Genomic DNA, 19,836 nt, shown 5'->3' with positions numbered 1-19,836 from the left:
CCGGCCGATCACCCCGCCCGCAGCACCGCCGCCACGATCGGCCCCGCGGCGTCACCGCCGTGCCCGCCCTCCTGGGTCATCGCGGCCGCCGCGACATCGCCGCGGTAGCCGGTGAACCAGCTGTCGGACTTCTCCCTGCCGTCGACCTCGGCGGAGCCGGTCTTCGCGCCGATGTCGCCGCCGAGCCCCGCCATGGTGCGCACACCGGTGCCGCTGACCGCCGTGCGGTGCATCATCTGGCGCAGCTGCGCGACGGTGGACGAGGGCAGGCCGTCCGCGGTGGCGAGGTCGCGGTCGTCGAGGGACTTCGGGACGATCACCGGCTGCCGGAAGGTGCCCGTCATCGCGGTGGCGGTGACCGACGCCATGGTCAGCGGGCTCATCTGGACCTGGCCCTGGCCGATGGCGTTCGCCGCGCGGTCGGGGCCGCCGGACGCCGGGACGGAGCCGTCGAAGGAGGGGACGCCGACCTTCCAGTCGTCCCTGCCGAGGCCGAACTTGTGCTGCGCCTCCTCGGTCAGCGAGGCGTCGGTCAGGCCCTCCTCGTCGATCAGCTTCACGAAGGACGTGTTGCAGGAGCGCGCGAAGCTGTCGGCGAGCGTCGCGTTCTCGTTCGGGGCCATGCCCTTGAGGTTGTGGAAGGTCTGGCTCTGCCAGGTCGCGGTGTCGGGGCAGGGCGCGGCGCCCTCGGCCTTGGTGATGCCCTTGTCGATGAGCATCGCCGCCGTGAGGATCTTCATGGTCGAGCCGGGCGCCACCTTGCCCTGGAGCGCCGCGTTGAAGGCGTCCTCGCGGTGGTTGGCGAGGGCGAGGATCTCGCCGGTGCTCGGCTTCACCGCCACCACGGACGACTCCCCGTACCGCAGGACCGCGCGCTCCGCCGCCTTCTGCACGCCCGCGCTGAGCGTCGTGGGCAGCTTGCCCGCCTTGCCCTTGGCGAGGGTGAGCAGGGTGCGGGTGCCCGCGTTCTCGTCCGCGGGCCGGACGTACAGCTCGATGCCCGGCTGCCCGCCCGCCTGCTCGCCGTACTTCGCGCGCAGCTGGTCCAGGACCGGGCCGAGCGAGGGGTACTCCTTCTTGGTCAGGACCACGCCCGCGCGGTCCACCGCCTCGATGGGCGGCGTCGCGGCCTCGCCGGTCACGAGGGTGTCGCCCCGCTTCAGGGAGGGGTGCACGACCGCCTCCGACCAGTCGACGAGCGCCCGCCCCGTGGTCTTGCCGCGGACGATCCGCAGTTCGGATTCGTACGCGAGGGGCTTGCTCCTGCCCTTGTACGACACGGTGGCGGACACGGAGAACGGCACGCGCGCGCCGCTCGCCGCCTTCGGGGTCAGCTTCACCTTCGTCAGGTGCGCGTCCTCGCGGTAGCCGGTCAGGGCGAGCGAGGCCGCCGCCCGGTTGTCCGTGTACGCCGCGGCCTGCGCCGCGTCCCCCTTGGCCCAGGCGGTGAGGAACTGCCGCGACACCTCGCGTATCTCGTCTTCCGTGGGCGGCCCGGTCCGCGCGGCCGAGGACCCCGCCCCCGACGAACCGCCGTCCCCACTGAGGCCGTTCACCAAGTTGTACGCGCCATAACCGGCGCCCCCCACCATGACGGTGAAGACCCCGCCGACCACGACGGCCTTTATTCCTTTGCGCATGATGCGCTCCCCTCCCCAGGAGCCTTCCCGATATGTTCCGGGAAGGTGTTCGCCTTGAACCCTAAGGGGGCGGAGGTGGGGCGTGATCCTGCTGTTATCCGAAGGTGTCCATCAGGTGTCCGTCGCACCCGTGCATTGAGCCGCTACACCCATGTATCGAGCCACATTCGAGAGCGCCACGAATCAATGGGGATCGCGGTGCCCGTGTAGATCGGCCAGAAGTAGATGAAATTCCAGAAGATGAGCAGCACGAGAACGCCGGAACCCGCGGCGCCCACGATCCTGCGCCGCTCGCTCGATCCCGGCGGCCCGAGAATCGCGCCGACCATCATCGCCACCGCGAGACACAGGAACGGCACGAAGACGACCGCGTAGAAGTAGAAGATCGTGCGTTCCTGGTAGAAGAACCAGGGCAGATATCCCGCAAGGACGCCGCACAGGATCGCGCCCGCCCGCCAGTCGCGGCGGAACAGCCACCGCCACAGGACGTAGAGCAGCGCGAAGGCGGCCGCCCACCACAGCAGCGGGGTGCCGAGCGCGAGGACCTCGCGGGCGCACTTCTCCGTGGTGTCGGCCGGGCAGCCGTCCTTGCCGGGCAGCGGCGACTCGTAGAAGTACGAGACGGGGCGGCCGTCGACGATCCAGCTCCACGGGTTCGACTGGTAGGTGTGCGGCGAGGACAGGCCCACATGGAACTTGTAGACCGCGTGTTCGTAGTGCCAGAGGCTGCGCACCCAGTCGGGCAGCCAGGTCCAGCTGCCGCCCTGCCCGTCGGTCGCCGCCCAGTTGCGGTAGTAGCCGCCCGAGCCGTCGGTCGGCGAGAGGATCCAGCCGATCCAGGACAGCACGTACACGGAGAGCGCCACCGGCACCGTCGACACGAACGCGGGGAGCACGTCCCGCTTCAGGACCGCGCGGTAGGGCCGCACCGCCCCGGCCACCCGGCGCGCGCCGACGTCCCAGAACACCGTCATCAGGCAGAGGAAGACCATGACGTACAGGCCGTTCCACTTGGTGCCGAAGGCAAGACCCAGGCAGAGCCCGGCCGCCCACCGCCAGGGCCGCCAGCCCAGGCGCACCGTCTCCGCGACATACGCGTCGGGGCGCAGCCGCCCGTCCTCGTCGGTCGGCAGCGCGGCGGCCAGTCTCGCGCGCGCCTTGTCCCGGTCGATCAGGAAGCACCCGAAGGCGGCGAGCACGAAGAACATCAGGACCTGGTCGAGCAGCGCCGTGCGGCTCATCACGAAGTGCAGGCCGTCCATGGCGAGCAGCGCGCCCGCGAGGCAGCCGAGGAACGTCGAGCGGAACAGGCGCCGCCCGATCCGGCACAGCATCAGGACCGACAGGGTGCCGAGCACCGCCGTCATGAAGCGCCAGCCGAACGGATCGAAGCCGAACAGCCATTCACCGATGCCGATCACGTACTTGCCGACCGGCGGATGCACCACGTACGCCGCGTCGTGCGGGATCGCGATGTCGCTGCCCTGCCGCAGCACATCGTCGTTGATCTTGTCGGGCCAGCTGACCTCGAAGCCGCGGTGGATGAGCGCCCAGGCGTCCTTCGCGTAGTACGTCTCGTCGAATATCACGGCCTTCGGATTGCCGAGGTTCCAGAACCGGGTCACCCCGGCGACGAGCGTGATCAGCAGCGGACCCACCCAGCCGGACCACCGCACCACCCGGTCCGCGGTCGTCCTCGGCAGACCGAGCATCAGCCACAGACGGGGGCTCGGCTCCGTGTACGGCGGCACGAGCCGCGCCTCGACGTCCTCTCTGGGCCGCGCCACGTAGCCGAATCGGCGCAGCCGCCGCTGCCAGGAAGGCTGCTGCTCCTCGGCTGTCTGGCCCTGGCGGGTGTCCGGGGATGACGACGCGGTACTGGTCACCGCGCCATCGTAGGGAACCAGGCTGTGCGAGTCCCGTCCCTGGTCCCTGCGAGGATGGAACCGTGACAGGAAGCGCTGATTCCCCAGGAACGCTGGTGCTGGCAGGCACTCCCATCGGTGATGTCGCCGACGCGCCGCCGCGGCTCGCCGCCGAGCTGGCCTCGGCCGACGTCGTCGCCGCCGAGGACACCCGCAGGCTGCGCAGGCTCACCCAGGCGCTCGACGTACAGATCGGCGGGCGTGTCGTCTCGTACTTCGAGGGCAACGAGTCGGCGCGCACGCCCGAGCTGGTCGAGGCCCTGGTGGGCGGCGCGCGCGTGCTGCTCGTCACGGACGCCGGGATGCCGTCGGTCTCCGACCCCGGATACCGCCTCGTCGCGGCCGCCGTGGAGCGCGATGTGCGGGTGACCGCGGTGCCGGGCCCCTCCGCGGTGCTCACCGCGCTCGCGCTCTCGGGCCTGCCCGTCGACCGCTTCTGCTTCGAGGGCTTCCTGCCGCGCAAGGCGGGCGAGCGGCTCTCGCGCCTGAAGGAGGTCGCCGAGGACCGCAGGACGCTCGTCTACTTCGAGGCCCCGCACCGCATCGACGACACCCTCGCCGCGATGGCCGAGGCGTTCGGCGGCGAGCGCAGGGCCGCGGTCTGCCGCGAGCTGACCAAGACGTACGAAGAGGTCAAGCGCGGTTCGCTCGGGGAGCTCGCCGCGTGGGCGGCGGACGGCGTGCGCGGCGAGATCACCGTCGTCGTCGAGGGCGCCCCCGAGAAGAGCGCCGCGGAACTGGGCCCCGACGAACTGGTGCGCAGGGTGCGGGTGCGGGAGGAGGCGGGGGAGCGGCGCAAGGAGGCGATCGCCGCCGTCGCCGCGGAGGCGGGCCTTCCCAAGCGCGAGGTCTTCGATGCGGTCGTCGCGGCAAAGAATGCGGATCGGGGCGACCCATCGAAGAGCAAAGGACTATCGTAAAAGGCAAAGCGCGAGCCCGGCACCAGGCCTTTTTCCTAAGGAAAGGCCAAAACGGCTCCAATGCTCGACAGGTCTGATGCGCTCGCTCCGGGAAAGGCGTCCACTGGTTGAAGGGACGCACCCGTCCCCACGCTTCCGGTCCGGGCGGAACCCCGGGCCCCGGTAGTGCTTGTCCCTCGGGCAAGAGGAGCAGCTGGCATGAGTGAGATCGCAGACACCGGCCATCACACCACGGCGATCAATGTCGTTCATGAGTCGTACGCCTTCGCTTGTATGCGATGCGGACACGGCTGGGAACAGTCGTACGAAATAGAGCACCACATCGACGCCAAGGGCCAGGAATTCGTGATGTACCTGGCGGACGGCCAGCATGTGCCGTCGCCGCTGACCCGGCCCACGTGCCTGAACTGCGGCGGCCACGTCGTGCGGATCATGCGGGCGGGGCAGGTCTCGTCGGTCCTCAGTCTCATGCAGCGCCACCACACGCCGGACGCCCCCGGCGCCGAAGGGGCCGCGGAGGTCGAGGCGAAGGCGCGCGCCAGCGTCGAGCGGGAGCGGGCGCGCAGCAAGGAACACCACTGGCATCTGTCGGACCTGCTGCATCCGTTCCAGCACCGCCGGGCCGAGTAGGGGGCCGAGCCGGGAGGGCAGGGCCCTTCGTAGGATCGGGGCATGCCTTCGAACGACGCCGACAAGAACGCCGCGCCGCCCCTGCCCGAACCGCTCCGGGTGGCGGTCGCCGACTCCCACACGCACCTCGACATGCAGGCGGGGACGGTGGCGGAGGGGCTCGCAAGGGCCGCCGCGGTGGGCGTCACCACGGTCGTACAGGTCGGCTGCGACGTACGCGGATCCCAGTGGGCGGCCGACACGGCGGCGGAGCACGACAGCGTGCACGCCGCCGTCGCCCTCCACCCGAACGAGGCGCCCCGCATCGTGCACGGCGACCCCGACGGATGGTCCCGGCAGGGGGCCCGCGCGGCGGGCGGCGACGGCGCCCTCGACGAGGCGCTCACCGAGATCGACCGGCTCGCGGCGCTGCCGCACGTCCGCGGCGTCGGCGAGACCGGCCTCGACCACTTCCGCACCGGACCCGAGGGCATGGCCGCCCAGGAGCGGTCCTTCCGCGCCCACATCGAGATCGCCAAGCGGCACGGCAAGGCCCTCGTCATCCACGATCGCGAGGCGCACGACGATGTGCTGCGCGTCCTGAAGGAGGAGGGCGCCCCCGAGCGCACCGTCTTCCACTGCTACTCGGGCGACGCCGCCATGGCCCACATCTGCGCGGAACACGGCTACTTCATGTCCTTCGCGGGCAACGTGACGTTCAAGAACGCGCAGCACCTGCGGGACGCCCTTGCCGTCGCCCCCCTCGAACTCGTCCTCGTGGAGACCGACGCGCCCTTCCTGACGCCCGCTCCCTACCGCGGACGGCCCAACGCGCCGTATCTCATTCCGGTCACATTGCGCGCGATGGCCGAGGTCCGCGGCATCGACGAGGACGTCATGGCCACGGCGATCTCGTCGAACACGGCACGCGCCTTTGATTACTGACCGATAACGACAAGAGCCCCCAGGTGGGGGCCACCCCAGGGCAACGCAGCGACACAGCGTAGTCGCCCTGCTTTGGAGAGTGACGAGAGCTCCGCTAGGTTCTGTCCGCCCGGCCCGGAACCCTGGAGCGTCATCGTGAGCAATTCGCAGTACGAGGCGTACGAGACGTACGAGCCGTACGCCGCGCCCTATGCCGCGGGGGGCGCCCCGTACGACGCCTGGGACGAGGGGCGGCAGGACACGTACCGGCCCGCCTACGAGGCCGCGGCCGAGGCCCGGGCCGATGGCCGGTTCCCCCGGCAGTCGCCCGCCTCCGCCTCCGCCGCCCGGCAGTCGGGGCCGCGGGCGGCCGAGGGCTCTCCCGCCGCGGGTGTGCCCGCCGGAGGGCGGGCCGAGGCGCGGCGGGCCGCCCGCCGCAAGAAGACCTCCGACCGGCCCGAGTCGCTGCGCCGCCTGCTGCCGCAGGCCCTCGTCGTGGCGTTCCTCGCGGGCGGCACCTCCGCCTTCGTCGCCAACGACAAGGCGATCCAGCTCAGCGTCGACGGCAAGCCGCGCACCCTGCACACCTTCGCCGACGACGTCGGTGAACTCCTCGCCGACGAAGGCGTGGACGTCGGCGCCCACGACATCGTGGCGCCCGCCTCCGGCACCGCCCTCGCCAGCGGCGACGAGATCGCCGTCCGCTACGGCAGGCCCGTCCACCTCACCCTCGACGGCGAGCGGCGCAAGGTGTGGACGACCGCGCACACCGTCGACGGGGCGCTGCGGCAGCTCGGGGTCCGCGCGGAAGGCGCCCACCTGTCCGCCTCGCGCAGCCGGCGCATCGACCGCGACGGGCTCGACCTCGACGTCCGCACGGAACGCACCGTCACGATCATGGCGGACGGCCGGGAGCGGACCATCCGTACGAACGCGGCGACCGTGCGGGAGGCCGTCGCGGAGTCCGGCGTGACCCTGCGCGGGCAGGACTCGACGTCCGTGGCCCCGGACAGCTTCCCGCGCGACGGGCAGACGGTGACCGTCATGCGGATCACCGGCACCAAGGAGGTCCGCGAGGAGCCGATCGCCTTCGACGTGGAGAAGACCGAGGACGCGTCGCTCTTCCGCGGCACGGAGGTAGTGGTGCAGGCCGGGCGGCAGGGCGCGAAGCGCGTCACGTACGCGCAGCGGACGGTCAACGGCGTCAAGCAGAAGCCGAAGCGGGTCAGCGCCGAGGTGGTGCGGGAGCCGCGCAAGCAGATCGTGAAGGTCGGCACGAAGCAGATGCCCACGTCGGTGGCGGGGGCCGACGGCCTCAACTGGTCGTCGCTCGCGCACTGCGAGTCGGGCGGGCGGCCCGACGCGGTGGACGGGTCGGGGACGTACGGCGGGCTGTACCAGTTCGATACGCGGACCTGGCAGGGCCTCGGGGGCTCCGGGCGCCCGCAGGACGCACCGGCGCACGAGCAGACCTTCCGCGCGAAGAAGCTGTACGTGCAGCGCGGCGCGAGCCCCTGGCCGCACTGCGGGCCGCGCCTGCACGGGTGAGGCGCGGGCGCCGCCGCCACCCCGGGGCGGGTGGGGAAGCGCGGTGCGGGCCCAGGGGTCCGACCCCCGTAACCTTGGTGCGGTGAGCACTGAGCACGGCGCCCTCCTCGGCCCCGCCGACATCCGCGAGCTGGCCGCTGCCCTGGGCGTACGCCCGACCAAGCAGCGCGGCCAGAACTTCGTCATCGACGCCAACACCGTCCGGCGCATCGTCCGCACCGCGGAGGTCCGCCCCGACGACGTCGTCGTCGAGGTCGGCCCCGGCCTCGGGTCGCTGACGCTGGCCCTGCTGGAGACCGCGGATCGCGTCACGGCGGTCGAGATCGACGACGTGCTGGCAGCGGCGCTGCCCGCGACGATCCAGGCGCGGCTTCCGGAGAAGGCCGGCTCCTTCGCGCTCGTGCACAGCGACGCCATGCTCGTCGGCGAGCTGCCGGGGCCCGCGCCGACCGCGCTGGTCGCGAACCTCCCGTACAACGTGGCCGTGCCCGTCCTGCTGCACATGCTCGACACCTTCCCGACCATCGAGCGCACCCTCGTGATGGTGCAGGCCGAGGTCGCCGACCGGCTCGCCGCGGGGCCGGGGTCGCGGGTGTACGGGGTGCCGTCGGTGAAGGCCGCCTGGTACGCCGACGTGAAGCGCGCGGGGTCCATCGGCCGGAACGTGTTCTGGCCCGCTCCCAACGTCGACTCGGGGCTCGTCTCGCTGGTGCGGCGCGCGGAGCCGGTGAAGACCAGTGCCTCCAAGCGCGAGGTGTTCGCCGTCGTCGACGCCGCCTTCGCGCAGCGCAGGAAGACCCTGCGGGCCGCCCTGTCCGGATGGGCCGGGTCCGCGGCCGCCGCGGAGGCCGCCCTGGTCGCCGCCGGGGTCTCGCCGCAGGCGCGCGGCGAGGCGCTGACCGTGGAGGAGTTCGCGCGCATCGCCGAGCACAAGGAGGCCGGCGCGTGAGCGTGACGGTGCGGGTTCCCGCGAAGGTCAATGTGCAGCTGGCGGTGGGCGCCGCGCGTGCGGACGGCTTTCACGACCTCGCCAATGTGTTCCTCGCCGTCGGGCTCCACGACGAGGTGACGGTCGCCGCGGCCGATGAGCTGCGGGTGACCTGCGAGGGGCCGGGATCCGATCAAGTACCCCTGGACCGTACGAACTTGGCGGCGCGTGCCGTCGAGCTGCTCGGCGCGCGGTACGGGATCGCGCCCGATGTGCACATCCACATCGCCAAGGACATTCCCGTCGCGGGCGGCATGGCCGGTGGCAGCGCGGACGGTGCCGGTGCGCTGGTGGCGTGCGACGCGCTGTGGGGGACCGGGGCGTCCCGGAGCGAACTCCTCGACATCTGCGCCGAGTTGGGCAGCGATGTGCCGTTCAGCCTGGTCGGCGGCGCCGCGCTCGGCACCGGGCGGGGCGAGAAGCTGGAGCCTGTGGAGGTCGGGGGCGCCTTCCACTGGGTGTTCGCCGTCGCCGACGGCGGGCTCTCCACGCCTGCTGTGTACCGCGAGTTCGACCGGCTGACCCCGGTGGCTCCCGCCCCCGAGGCCTCGCCCGCCCTGCTCGCCGCCCTGCGCGACGGTGCCGTCGAGGCGCTCGCGGCCGAGCTCTCCAACGACCTGCAGCCTGCGGCCCTTTCGCTGTTCCCCTCGCTCCGCGACACCCTCGCCACGGGCGTCGAAGCGGGCGCCCTCGCCTCGCTGGTCTCCGGGTCCGGGCCGACGACCGCGTTCCTCGCGGCGGACGCCGCCTCCGCGCGGCGCGTGGCGGACGCGCTCCTCGCCTCCGGCGTGTGCCGAGCGGCACGCGTCGCGGAATCCCCTGCCGCGGGCGCCACGCTTCTCTGAGACGGCAGTGCCCCGAAGGGGCGCGGGGAACTGCGCGACCGGCCACGACGGCGCGGCAGATGACCGACGGCATGGCGCGGCCCCTCCGGCGGAGGGCTCACGTACTCAGATCCGCATCTGAGTACGCGGGCGCTGACGTCGCCGCGGGGCAACGCGCGACCGTACGTACATGGGATCAAGCGTTCGGGACCTGGCCGAGAAGACGCCCGCCGGGCGTGACCGGTACATCGACCTGCTGCGAGTCGCCTCGCTCGGCACGGTCGTGATCGGGCACTGGCTGATGGCGGCCGTGACCGTCGGCGACGACGGCCGCACCGAGGTCGGCAATCTGCTCGCCGTCGTGCCCGGGCTCCAACTCCTCACCTGGGCGCTGCAGATCATGCCCGTCTTCTTCTTCGTCGGCGGCTTCTCGCACGCCCTGTCGTACCGCTCGCTGAGCCGCAGGTCAGCGGGCGCGTCCGGCTACTCGGCCTTCCTGCGGGCCCGGCTCCAGCGGCTGCTGCGGCCCACCATGGTGTTCATCGGGGTGTGGGGCGCGGCCGCGCTGATCCTCCAACTCGGCGGACAGGGCGGCGGATTGCTCGACGTCGCGCTGCGGCTCGTCGCCCAGCCGCTGTGGTTCATCGGCATCTATCTGGCGATGGTCGCCTTCACCCCGCCGCTGCTGCGGCTGCACGAGCGGTGGGGCTGGGGCGCGTTCGGGGCGCTCGTCGCGGCGGCGGGCGCGGTGGACGTGGCGCGCTTCGCGTTCGGTGTGCCGTACGTCGAGTTCCTGAACTTCGCCTTCGTCTGGCTCGCGGTGCACCAGCTCGGCTTCCTGCGCGCGGACGGGCGGCTGAGCCTGCGGATGCCGTACGTCCTGGCGGGCGCGGGCCTCACCGGCGCCGCGCTGCTCGTGGCCCTCGGCCCGTATCCGCTCTCCATGGTCGGCATGCCGGGCGAGCGCGTCTCGAACATGGCGCCGCCCACCTTCGCCCTGCTCTGCCACGGCCTGTGGCTGGTCGGCGCGGTCGAGCTGCTGCGCTCCCCGGCGGCCAGGTGGCTGGCGCGGCCGAAGGTGTGGCGCGGCGTGGTGGCCGCCAACGGCATCTCGATGACGGCGTTCCTCTGGCACCTCACGGCGATGCTCGGGGTGTACGGGGTGCTGCTCGCCCTCGACGTACCGCTGCCGGAGCCCGCGTCGGCGGCGTGGTGGGCGCAGGTCCCGCTGCGGATGGCGGCGGCCGCGGCGCTGACGGGGCTGCTCGTGGCGGCCTTCCGCCGCTTCGAACGGCCGGTCGCCGCGGCGGCCCGTACGGGCGCGCCCTCCGGGCTCTCGGGCCCTGCCGCCGCCGTGGGCGTCACGCTCTGCCTCTTCGGCGTGCTCGGCCTCTCCATGGTCGGCTTCGGCGGCCTGCTCGAAGGGCGTACGGCGATGCTGATCGCCGTCCATGTCACGGCGCCCGTCGCGGTGGGGATGGCGCTCGCGGGGTGGCTCCTCGTGGAGCGGGCGGGCGCGGCCCGTCATCACAAGGAGTGAGCGGGCGGGTACCCCCGGATCGGCCTGAGGCCCGCCGCCGCGGGCGACTACGCTTGAGGATCGATCGATCCCCCCTGTCAGGAGAGAAATGGCCGTCAATCTGGTCAATGTCGAGGCAGTCAGCAAGGTGTACGGGACCCGTGCCCTGCTCGACGGCGTCTCACTCGGCGTGTCCGAAGGGGACAGGATCGGTGTCGTCGGGCGCAACGGCGACGGCAAGACCACCCTGATCCGGATGCTCGCCAAGCTGGAGGACGCGGACACCGGACGCGTCACGCACAACGGCGGGCTGCGGCTCGGCGTGCTCACCCAGCACGACTCGCTCGACCCCGAGGCCACCGTCCGGCACGAGGTCATCGGGGATCTCGCCGACCACGAGTGGGCGGGCAGCGCCAAGATCCGCGACGTCCTCACCGGGCTGTTCGGCGGGCTCGACCTGCCCGGCTTCCCGCAGGGCCTGGACACCGTCATCGGCCCGCTGTCCGGTGGCGAGCGGCGGCGCATCGCGCTGGCCAAGCTGCTCATCGCCGAGCAGGACCTGATCGTGCTCGACGAGCCGACCAACCACCTCGACGTCGAGGGCATCTCGTGGCTGGCCGGGCATCTGCGGACGCGGCGTTCGGCGCTGGTGTGCGTCACGCACGACCGCTGGTTCCTCGACCAGGTGTGCACGCGCATGTGGGACGTGCAGCGCGGGTCCGTCTTCGAGTACGAGGGCGGGTACTCCGACTACGTCTTCGCGCGCGCGGAGCGTGAGCGCATCGCCGCCACCGAGGAGACCAAGCGGCAGAACCTGATGCGCAAGGAGCTCGCCTGGCTGCGCCGTGGCGCCCCGGCCCGCACCAGCAAGCCGAAGTTCCGCATCGAGGCCGCCAATGAGCTGATCGCGGACGTGCCGCCGCCGCGGGACACCAGCGAGCTGATGAAGTTCGCGACGACGCGGCTCGGCAAGACCGTGTTCGACCTGGAGGACGTGTCCGTCCAGGCCGGGCCCAAGCTGCTGCTCAAGCATCTGACCTGGCAGCTCGGCCCGGGCGACCGCATCGGTCTGGTCGGGGTGAACGGCGCGGGCAAGACCTCGCTGCTCCGTGCCATGGCCGAGGCCGCCCGCAGCGAGGGCGACGTACAGCCCGCGGACGGGAAGATCGTCGTCGGCAAGACGGTGAAGCTCGCCTATCTGTCGCAGGAAGTGGCCGAACTGAAGCCGACGCTGCGGGTGTTGGAGGCCGTGCAGCAGGTGCGCGAGCGCGTCGACCTCGGCAAGGGCCGGGAGATGACCGCGGGGCAGCTCTGCGAGACGTTCGGGTTCAACAAGGAGAAGCAGTGGACGCCGGTCGGCGATCTGTCCGGCGGTGAGCGGCGCAGGCTGCAGCTGCTGCGGCTCCTGATGGACGAGCCGAACGTCCTGTTCCTCGACGAGCCGACCAACGATCTCGACATCGAGACGCTGACGCAGCTGGAGGACGTCCTCGACGGGTGGCCCGGATCGATGGTCGTGATCTCCCACGACCGGTTCTTCGTCGAGCGCACGACGGACAAGGTGTTCGCGCTTCTGGGTGACGCCACGATGCGGATGCTGCCGCGCGGCATCGACGAGTATCTGGAGCGCAGGCAGCGGATGGCCGAGTCCGCCGTCGCCGCGGCGCCCGCGCAGGCCGCCCCGGCGCAGTCCGCCGCGACCAGGACGGTCTCGGCCGCCGACGCGCGTGCCGCGAAGAAGGAACTCCAGAAGATCGAGCGGCAGCTGGACAAGGTCTCCGAGAAGGAGACCAAGCTGCACGCCCAAATCGCCGATAACGCCACGGACTTCGAAAAGGTGGCGAAACTGGACGCCGAGCTCCGTGAACTGATCGGTGAGCGCGAGGAGTTGGAAATGCGCTGGCTGGAGCTGGCGGAGGACGCGTAGAGCTCCCGTGGAGCTCGGATAACAGACGCATCACGGGCCGGTCCTCCCTTGGGAACAGGGGAAGGACCGGCCCCGTGTGGTACGGGCTCAGAGTGATAGAAAGGCTCACCTGAGAGCACCATTTGGCGTGCCGAAAAATCAGTGAAGGGGGAAGCGCTGATGACTCAGCCGCCCAACCAGCCGCCGCACGGCGGTTTCGGAGCTCCGCAGGATCAGCCACCGGGCGGGGCGCAGCAGCCGCCCGCGGGCCCGCCGCCGCAGGGCCCGCCGCCCGGCGCCCCGCAGCAGCCGCCCGCCGCCCCGGGCCAGCCCCAGCCGGGCTACGGCTACCCGCAGACCCCGCCGCCCGCCGCCGACAACCCGTACGCGCAGCCGACGCAGCCCGCCCAGCCCGCGTACGGCCAGCCGCCGCAGCCCGGCCCCTACGGCCAGCCCCAGCAGCCGGGTCCGTACGGCCAGCCCCAGCAGCCCGGCCCCTACGGGACCCAGCCGCAGTACGGCTACCCGCAGGCGCAGACCCAGCCGCAGTTCGGCGGCCCCGGCCTGCCCGGCACCCCGCCCGGCGGCGGTGGCGGCAACCCCGGCCGCCGCAAGCTGTTCGTGATCGTCGCCGCGGCGGTCGCCGCGCTGCTCGTCGCGGGCGGTGTCACCTGGGCCGTCGTCGGCGGTGACGACGACACGGGCAAGAAGAAGTCCGAGGCGAAGAACAAGGACCCCAAGGCCAGCGCCTCCGCTCCGGTCAACCCGGGCGACGGCAGCGGCGACGGCAACGAGGGCAAGGAGGACCTCAACGAGGGCCGCCAGCCCGGTGAGTCGAAGGTGCTCTGGTACAAGGAGGCGCCCAAGGTCCCCGGTTCCGGCGGCGACGCCCCGGGCATGTGGGTCGAGGGCGACGTCGCGGTGAAGGCCGCGTACAAGGAGCTGTTCGCGTACGACGTGCGGACCGGCAAGATCGCGTGGCCCGCGATCAAGTTCCCGCAGAAGATCTGCGCCGCGACCCAGACGGCCAACGACGAGGGCAAGATCGTTGTCGCGTACAAGGACGGCGTGAAGAGCGACGCCAAGTGCAACCAGCTCCAGGTCATCGACCTGAAGACGGGTGACAAGGGCTGGGGCAAGCCGGTCAAGGAGGAAGGTCTCTTCGACTTCTCCATGCAGAGCAACCTGGTCTTCGTCGGCGACACCCTGATGGTCGGCCGCGACCAGTCGGGCACGGCGCTGCGGATGAGCGACGGCAAGCAGCTCTTCGTCGCGGGCAAGAAGGACGAGGGCACCTGCTTCCCGAGCGGCTTCGCCGGCGGCAAGAAGCTGATCATGGCGCTGTCCTGCGGGGCGAGCACGCCCACCGAGCACGACGAGCTGCAGCAGCTCGACCCGAAGACCGGCAAGGCCCTGTGGACCAAGAAGTTCCCCAAGGGCTGGCGGATCAGCAAGCTCTATTCGGTCAGTCCCACGGTCGTGTACCTCACCAATGAGGACAAGAAGAAGTGGAACATCTCGGTCCTGAAGGAGAACAGCGACAAGACGCGCTCCGAGGTCGTCAGCAAGGACGGCTTCGCGCCCGAGTGCGGCTCCGCGATCCTGGACCGGGCGCTCGACGGCTGCCTGGGCGTGACGGCGGACGACAAGTACCTGTACCTGCCGACCGCCGAGAAGACCGGCGCCAATGAGATCGTCGCGTTCAGCCTGGCCACCGGCAAGGAGGCCTGGCGCACCAAGTCGCCGCTGGCCGAAACGATGCTCCCGCTGAAGGTCGAGAACGGCTCGCTGATCGCGTACGTCTCGCCGTCGTACGACTCCGGAGGCCGCGTGGTCTCCCTCGCGACGTCGGGCTCGCACAAGCCCGAGACCCTTCTGCAGAACCCGAACGGCACCTCGAAGATCGAGAGCGGCTTCTACTCGAAGGACGTCGACTACGTGGACGGGCGCTTCTACCTCTCGACCACCAGCATCACGGGTTCCACGGGCCAGCAGAAGCTCATGCTGGCCTACGGCAAGTGACCCGCCCCGCCGCTCAGTAACCCTCTTCGTCCCCAAGGAATAGACGACGTCATGACGCAGCCGCCACAGCCGCCGCAGCAGCCGCCGAACGAGCCTCCGCAGGGCGGTTTCGGCGCACCCCAGGAGCCCCCGGCCGGTGGTTTCGGCGCTCCGCAGACCCCTCCGGCCGGAGGCTTCGGCAAGGCCCCGGACCCGTCGTACGGCTACCCGCAGGCCCCGGCCCCGCAGACGCCGCCGCCGGCCCAGCCGCCGACGCCCCCGGCCCAGCCGCCGCAGGCCCCGGCGACGCCGCCGCCCGCCGCCCCGCCCGCCGCCCCCGCGGGCCAGCCCACCTACGGCTACCCGCAGGGCCAGCCCGGCTACGGCTACCCGGGTCAGCCCGGCCAGCAGGCCCCGTACGGCTACCCGGGCCAGCAGCAGTACCAGGCGCAGCCCCCGACCATGCCGATGCAGCCGCAGCCGACCGGCGGCGGTGCCGGGGGCGGCAAGAAGTTCAGCAACCAGATGATGATCATCGCCGCGGCGGTCGTCGCGATCGCGCTGATCGTCGGTGGCGGCTTCTGGTACTCCTCGTCCAAGAAGGACGACACCCAGGCGAGTTCGCAGGGCTCGTCCGGCGGCAAGGACGGCAAGGGCGGCACCGGCAAGGACGGCAAGGGCGGCACGTCGCTGCCCGAGCAGGGCCCGGCCAAGGAGAAGGCCCCGGGCGACCCGTCGGCCAAGGTCGTCATGCAGCTGCCCCAGCCGGAGATCCCCAAGGACCAGATCTGGAACGCCACGGGCTCGGTGCTGACCGACGACGTCTACGGCAAGTCCGGCATCAACGAGTTCAACGGCTACGACCCGGACACCGGCAAGAAGCTGTGGACGGTCCCGCTGTCCGGCATGACCTGCGCGATCTCGCGCGAGGTGACCAAGGACGGCATCGTCGCCGTGGTCACCGAGGAGGCCAAGCGGAACAAGAAGGGCGACTACCAGCAGTGCACCAACGTCTCCGCGATTGACCTGAAGTCCGGCAAGGCGCTCTGGACCAAGAGCGCCGAGGTCAGCGGCTCGAAGGCGACGTTCAAGGAAGTCACCATCTCGGGCACCACGATCGCCGCGGGCGCGGGCACCAGCAACGGCGGCGCCGCCTGGGACGTCACCGGCAAGCCCCTGTGGCAGCCGAAGGTCGGCCAGTGCATGGACGTCGGCTACGCGGGCGGCGACCAGCTGGTCGCGGTCCGCAAGTGCGGCACGTACGGCGACTACAAGCTGAAGGTCCAGCTCCTGGACCCGAAGACCGGCGACGACAAGTGGACGTACCCGATCGCGCCCGGCGTCGACAACGCCAAGATCATCTCCACCAACCCGGTCGTCTTCGGCCAGGACACCACGGAGATCACCGCGACCGGTGTGACGGACGTCTTCTCCCTCGGCAACAACGGCAAGCTGCGCGCCAAGATCTCGCTGGAGGAGAAGAAGTACGACCACAACTGCGAGGTCAACAAGGTCAACGACTGCAGCTCCATCGCGGTCGGCAACGACCGGCTCTATGTGCCGACCCGTCAGCACGACGGCGGCGGCGACAGCTACAGCCAGACCAACGAGATCGTGTCCTTCTCGCTGGCCACCGGCAAGCCCACCAGTGACCGTGCCGACGCGGGCGAGGACGGCGAGATCTACCCGATCCGCATGGACGGCCCGAACGTCCTCGCGTACAAGTCCCACGGCTACCAGAAGGGCGCGCAGGTCGTCTCGCTCGACGGCAAGACGATGAAGGAGACCAAGCTCCTGGAGACCCCCGGGTCCGAGTCGGTCACCAGCGCGATCAGCGGCATGGTCCCGCAGTCCAACGAACTCCTCTATGGAAACGGCCACTTGTTCCTGGGCAAGAAGCTCCTGAGCAAGCCGTACTCCAAGGACGAGAAGGAGTACGTGGCCCTCGGGTTCCTCGCCCAGTGACCCCGCCCGGCCCGTAGCGGCCGAACACGCCAACGGCCGCGTCCCCGCACCCGGGGGGCGCGGCCGCTGCCGTACCCGGCGCATGTGCCCGGGGCCAGTACCCCCAATCGCCCCCGAATGGCAGGGATTTCGGCATTCCGGGCCGCTTCTGGCCGGTAGGGGGCGCGCAACGTCGAACAAGCGTGTAGCTTCCGGGGGATGGAGGGCCGGGGGGCCCGCGATCCACGGGAAGCGGGAGAGCGGTGGATCAGGGGATCAGTGGGGGAACTGGGGGGTTGCTATGGGTGTGCGGCTCATGGTGGTCGACGACCACCGACTGCTCGCCGAGGCGCTCGCCTCGGCGCTCAAGCTGCGCGGGCACCGGGTGCTCGCCGCGGCGGCGCCCGCCGCCGGCGCGGCGGAGCTGGTGATCAGCAGGGCTCCGGAGGTGTGCCTCCTGGGCACGGCGACGCCCGCGGAACCGGGCATGTTCGACCCGGTGGTGAAGATCAAGCGCGAGCGGCCGCAGGTGGCGGTCGTGGTCCTCGGTCCGGTGCCCAACCCCCGCGGGATCGCCGCGGCGTTCGCCTCCGGCGCCTCCGGATACGTACGCCACGACGAGCGCATCGAAGGGGTCGAGCGCGCCATCATGAAGGCGCGGGCGGGGGAGGCCGCCGTCGCGCCGCAGCTGCTGCAAGGAGCCTTCAGTGAGCTGCTCAATCCGGCCGCGCAGCCCGACGACGAGGGGCAGCGGCTGCTGCAGATGCTGACGCCGCGCGAGGTCGAGGTCCTGGTGCGGGTCGCGGACGGCGAGGACACCCGGCTGATCGCCGCGGGGATGGGGATCGCCCCGAGCACGGCGCGCACGCATGTGCAGCGGGTCCTGATGAAACTGGGCGTCGGCTCGCGCCTCGAGGCCGCGGCGCTCGCCGCGCGCACGGGGCTCCTCGACCGCGCCGAGCGCCCCGCGGCGACGTACGCGAACGACGTGGAAAGGCCGACGGGGCCCGAGCCCACCCAGTGAAGCAGTGAACCCGGGCCGCGTACGGGGGAGTTGGCTAGTCCTCGTCGGGATCCTGGGCGGGCGGCACGGTGGGGCGCAGCCACAGCCAGCCGAGGAAGAACAGGCCGAGGGCGAGCATGCCGAGGCCCGTCCACAGGTTGATGTTGATGTCCTCGGCCTTCTTCAGGTCGGCGTCGGACGCGGTGATCCCGGCGATCGTCACGATGATCCCGTAGACCACGAACAGGCCGCCGATGATCCGTCGGATGTCGAAGAGGCGGGCGGCCGTAGCGGACTTGCGCTCCAGCTCGGAGACCTCGTTCTGCAGTTCAGACATGTTCTTCAGTCCTCCGATCGGGACGAGGGGGCTAGAGCGAGTACGGCAGGTAGCAGGCCGCGGCGAGCACGACCGCGCCCCAGCCGAGCAGGGCGGGCTTGCGGTACCACGCGTCGTCGCCCGCCTCCGCACCCTCGTCCTCCAGGCCGGGGGACGCCGTCCCGTAGACCAGACCGGCCAGTTCGGCCTCCGGCTTGGGCGCGGTGAAGAGCGTGACGGCGACCATCACCACGGCACCGGCGACGAAGCCGACGATCGCGGAGACGAAGTTGGCGCCCTGGTCGGTCGGGATGTCGATGACGCCCTGCTTGTAGATCCAGAAGTAGTTGACCATCGCGGCGGTGGTGCCCGCGAGAAGGCCCCACACACCGGACTTCATCGAGGCCCGCTTCCAGAACATGCCGATGATGAAGACCACGAACATCGGGACGTTGAAGAACGAGAACAGGGTCTGCAGGTAGCCCATGATGTTCGAGAACGACGAGGCGATGAAGGCCGTGCCGATCGAGGCGAGCACACCGATCGCGGTGATGAGCCGCCCGAACTTCAGGTAGTAGCCGTCCTCGCGGTCCTTGACCACGTACTTCGCCCAGATGTCGTACGTGAACACGGTGTTGAAGGACGAGACGTTCGCCGCCATGCCCGCCATGAACGCGGCGAGCAGTCCGGTGACCGCGATGCCGAGCACGCCGTTGGGCAGCAACTCCTGCATCAGGTACGGGATCGCGTCGTTGTACGTCAGGTCCGAGCCCGCGGTGCCGATCTTCGGGACGAGGACGGCGGCGACCAGACCCGGGATCATCACCAGGAAGACGATGAACATCTTCGGGAAGGCGGCGATCAGCGGGGTGCGCTGGGCGGCGGAGAGGTTCTTGGCGGACAGGGCGCGCTGGACCTCGGCGAAGTTGGTCGTCCAGTAGCCGAAGGAGAGCACGAAGCCGAGGCCGAGGATGATCGTCAGCCAGTTGGCGCCGAGCGGATTGGCGTCACCGATGCCGGTGCCGCCCCAGGCGGTCATGAAGTTCTCGCCGTGCTGCTTCTCGATCGAGCCGCTCAGACCGTCCCAGCCGCCGACCTTCTTCAGACCGATGATGCAGATCGGGATGAGCGCCGCGAGGATCACGAAGAACTGGAGCACTTCGTTGTAGATCGCCGAGGAGAGACCGCCGATGGTGATGTACGCGAGCACGAACAGACCGGCGACGACGATCGCCACCCACTGCGGCCAGCCGAGCAGCGCCTCGACGACGATCGACAGGGCGTAGAGGTTCACGCCCGCGATGAGTATCGCCGCGAACGCGAAGAGCGCCGAGCTGAGCAGGTGGGCCGACTTGTCGAAGCGCTGGAGCAGGAACTCGGGGACCGAGCGGACCTTGCTGCGGTAGTAGAACGGCATCATCACGAGGCCGAGGAAGACCATCGCGGGGATGGCGCCGATCCAGTACCAGTGCACGACCGCGACGCCGTACTGCGCGCCGGTGGCGGCCATGCCCAGGATCTCCGTCGCGCCGAGATTCGCGGCGACGAAGGCGAGACCGGTGACCCAGGCCGGCAGTGAGCGGCCCGAGAGGAAGAAGTCGAGGCTGGTCTTCACCGAGCGCCGGGCGGCGAAGCCGATGCCCAGGACGACCACGAAGTAGATCGCCAGGATCGTGTAGTCGAGCCCGTTGGTGGGGAGCCGAAGCCCTTCGGCCAGGGTTTGCATGGGGAACTCGCTTCGTTGCGCGAACTGATCAGACCGGAACCTA

At 70.9% G+C, this 19,836-nt stretch carries 15 protein-coding genes; 11 read left to right on the top strand and 4 right to left on the bottom strand.

What is annotated here, in order from left to right:
* Positions 1-8: 8 nt before the first annotated feature.
* Positions 9-1,640: a penicillin-binding transpeptidase domain-containing protein gene (locus ACFWZ2_RS15480; RefSeq protein ID WP_384545748.1), complete on the bottom strand. Its 1,632-nt coding sequence runs from the start codon at positions 1,638-1,640 to the stop codon at positions 9-11.
* A 143-nt stretch (positions 1,641-1,783) separates the two neighbouring features.
* Positions 1,784-3,526: a dolichyl-phosphate-mannose--protein mannosyltransferase gene (locus ACFWZ2_RS15475; RefSeq protein WP_384545746.1), complete on the bottom strand. Its 1,743-nt coding sequence runs from the start codon at positions 3,524-3,526 to the stop codon at positions 1,784-1,786.
* 62 nt (positions 3,527-3,588) lie between these two features.
* Between ACFWZ2_RS15475 and rsmI the strand changes: the two genes are divergently transcribed.
* The 11 genes from rsmI (at position 3,589) to ACFWZ2_RS15420 (ending at position 17,772) form a co-directional block, all read left to right on the top strand.
* Positions 3,589-4,485, top strand: a complete 897-nt coding sequence (rsmI, locus tag ACFWZ2_RS15470; protein ID WP_384545745.1) for a 16S rRNA (cytidine(1402)-2'-O)-methyltransferase — start codon at positions 3,589-3,591, stop codon at positions 4,483-4,485.
* A 198-nt stretch (positions 4,486-4,683) separates the two neighbouring features.
* Entirely contained in the window at positions 4,684-5,115 is a 432-nt protein-coding gene (locus ACFWZ2_RS15465; protein ID WP_384545743.1) for a hypothetical protein, read from the top strand.
* Between the two features lie 42 nt (positions 5,116-5,157).
* The gene (locus tag ACFWZ2_RS15460) at positions 5,158-6,039 is read left to right on the top strand and encodes a TatD family hydrolase (RefSeq protein ID WP_384545741.1); all 882 of its coding nucleotides are present in this window, start codon (positions 5,158-5,160) and stop codon (positions 6,037-6,039) included.
* 135 nt (positions 6,040-6,174) lie between these two features.
* Positions 6,175-7,566: a ubiquitin-like domain-containing protein gene (locus tag ACFWZ2_RS15455; protein ID WP_384545739.1), complete on the top strand. Its 1,392-nt coding sequence runs from the start codon at positions 6,175-6,177 to the stop codon at positions 7,564-7,566.
* Positions 7,567-7,648: 82 nt separating this feature from the next.
* Positions 7,649-8,515 carry a 16S rRNA (adenine(1518)-N(6)/adenine(1519)-N(6))-dimethyltransferase RsmA gene (gene rsmA / locus ACFWZ2_RS15450; RefSeq protein ID WP_384545738.1) on the top strand — a complete coding sequence of 289 codons (867 nt, stop codon included), beginning with the start codon at positions 7,649-7,651 and terminating at the stop codon, positions 8,513-8,515.
* Entirely contained in the window at positions 8,512-9,399 is an 888-nt protein-coding gene (locus ACFWZ2_RS15445; protein WP_384545736.1) for a 4-(cytidine 5'-diphospho)-2-C-methyl-D-erythritol kinase, read from the top strand. Before rsmA ends, ACFWZ2_RS15445 begins: the two co-directional genes overlap by 4 nt.
* Before the next feature lie 169 nt (positions 9,400-9,568).
* A complete protein-coding gene (locus tag ACFWZ2_RS15440) occupies positions 9,569-10,918 on the top strand; it encodes an acyltransferase (protein ID WP_384545734.1) in 1,350 nt (449 codons plus the stop codon).
* An 88-nt stretch (positions 10,919-11,006) separates the two neighbouring features.
* Complete coding sequence (locus ACFWZ2_RS15435) at positions 11,007-12,824, top strand: ABC-F family ATP-binding cassette domain-containing protein (RefSeq protein WP_384545732.1); 1,818 nt, start codon at positions 11,007-11,009, stop codon at positions 12,822-12,824.
* 159 nt (positions 12,825-12,983) lie between these two features.
* The gene (locus tag ACFWZ2_RS15430; RefSeq protein ID WP_384545730.1) at positions 12,984-14,825 is read left to right on the top strand and encodes a PQQ-binding-like beta-propeller repeat protein; all 1,842 of its coding nucleotides are present in this window, start codon (positions 12,984-12,986) and stop codon (positions 14,823-14,825) included.
* 51 nt (positions 14,826-14,876) lie between these two features.
* Positions 14,877-16,769: a PQQ-binding-like beta-propeller repeat protein gene (locus ACFWZ2_RS15425; protein ID WP_384545728.1), complete on the top strand. Its 1,893-nt coding sequence runs from the start codon at positions 14,877-14,879 to the stop codon at positions 16,767-16,769.
* A 280-nt stretch (positions 16,770-17,049) separates the two neighbouring features.
* Positions 17,050-17,772: a LuxR C-terminal-related transcriptional regulator gene (locus ACFWZ2_RS15420; RefSeq protein ID WP_234362753.1), complete on the top strand. Its 723-nt coding sequence runs from the start codon at positions 17,050-17,052 to the stop codon at positions 17,770-17,772.
* Positions 17,773-17,806: 34 nt separating this feature from the next.
* Here ACFWZ2_RS15420 and ACFWZ2_RS15415 read toward each other — a convergent pair whose 3' ends face one another.
* Together ACFWZ2_RS15415 and ACFWZ2_RS15410 are read right to left on the bottom strand one after the other, a co-directional pair.
* The gene (locus ACFWZ2_RS15415; protein ID WP_384545727.1) at positions 17,807-18,088 is read right to left on the bottom strand and encodes a hypothetical protein; all 282 of its coding nucleotides are present in this window, start codon (positions 18,086-18,088) and stop codon (positions 17,807-17,809) included.
* A 31-nt stretch (positions 18,089-18,119) separates the two neighbouring features.
* Positions 18,120-19,793, bottom strand: a complete 1,674-nt coding sequence (locus tag ACFWZ2_RS15410) for a sodium:solute symporter family protein (RefSeq protein ID WP_384545725.1) — start codon at positions 19,791-19,793, stop codon at positions 18,120-18,122.
* Positions 19,794-19,836 lie beyond the last annotated feature (43 nt).

The sequence above is a fragment of the Streptomyces sp. NPDC059002 genome (genome assembly GCF_042740435.1).
Taxonomy (GTDB): Bacteria; Actinomycetota; Actinomycetes; order Streptomycetales; family Streptomycetaceae; genus Streptomyces.
The sequence above is the reverse complement of the archived record's forward strand: the minus strand, read 5'-3'. Positions and strand labels throughout refer to the sequence as shown.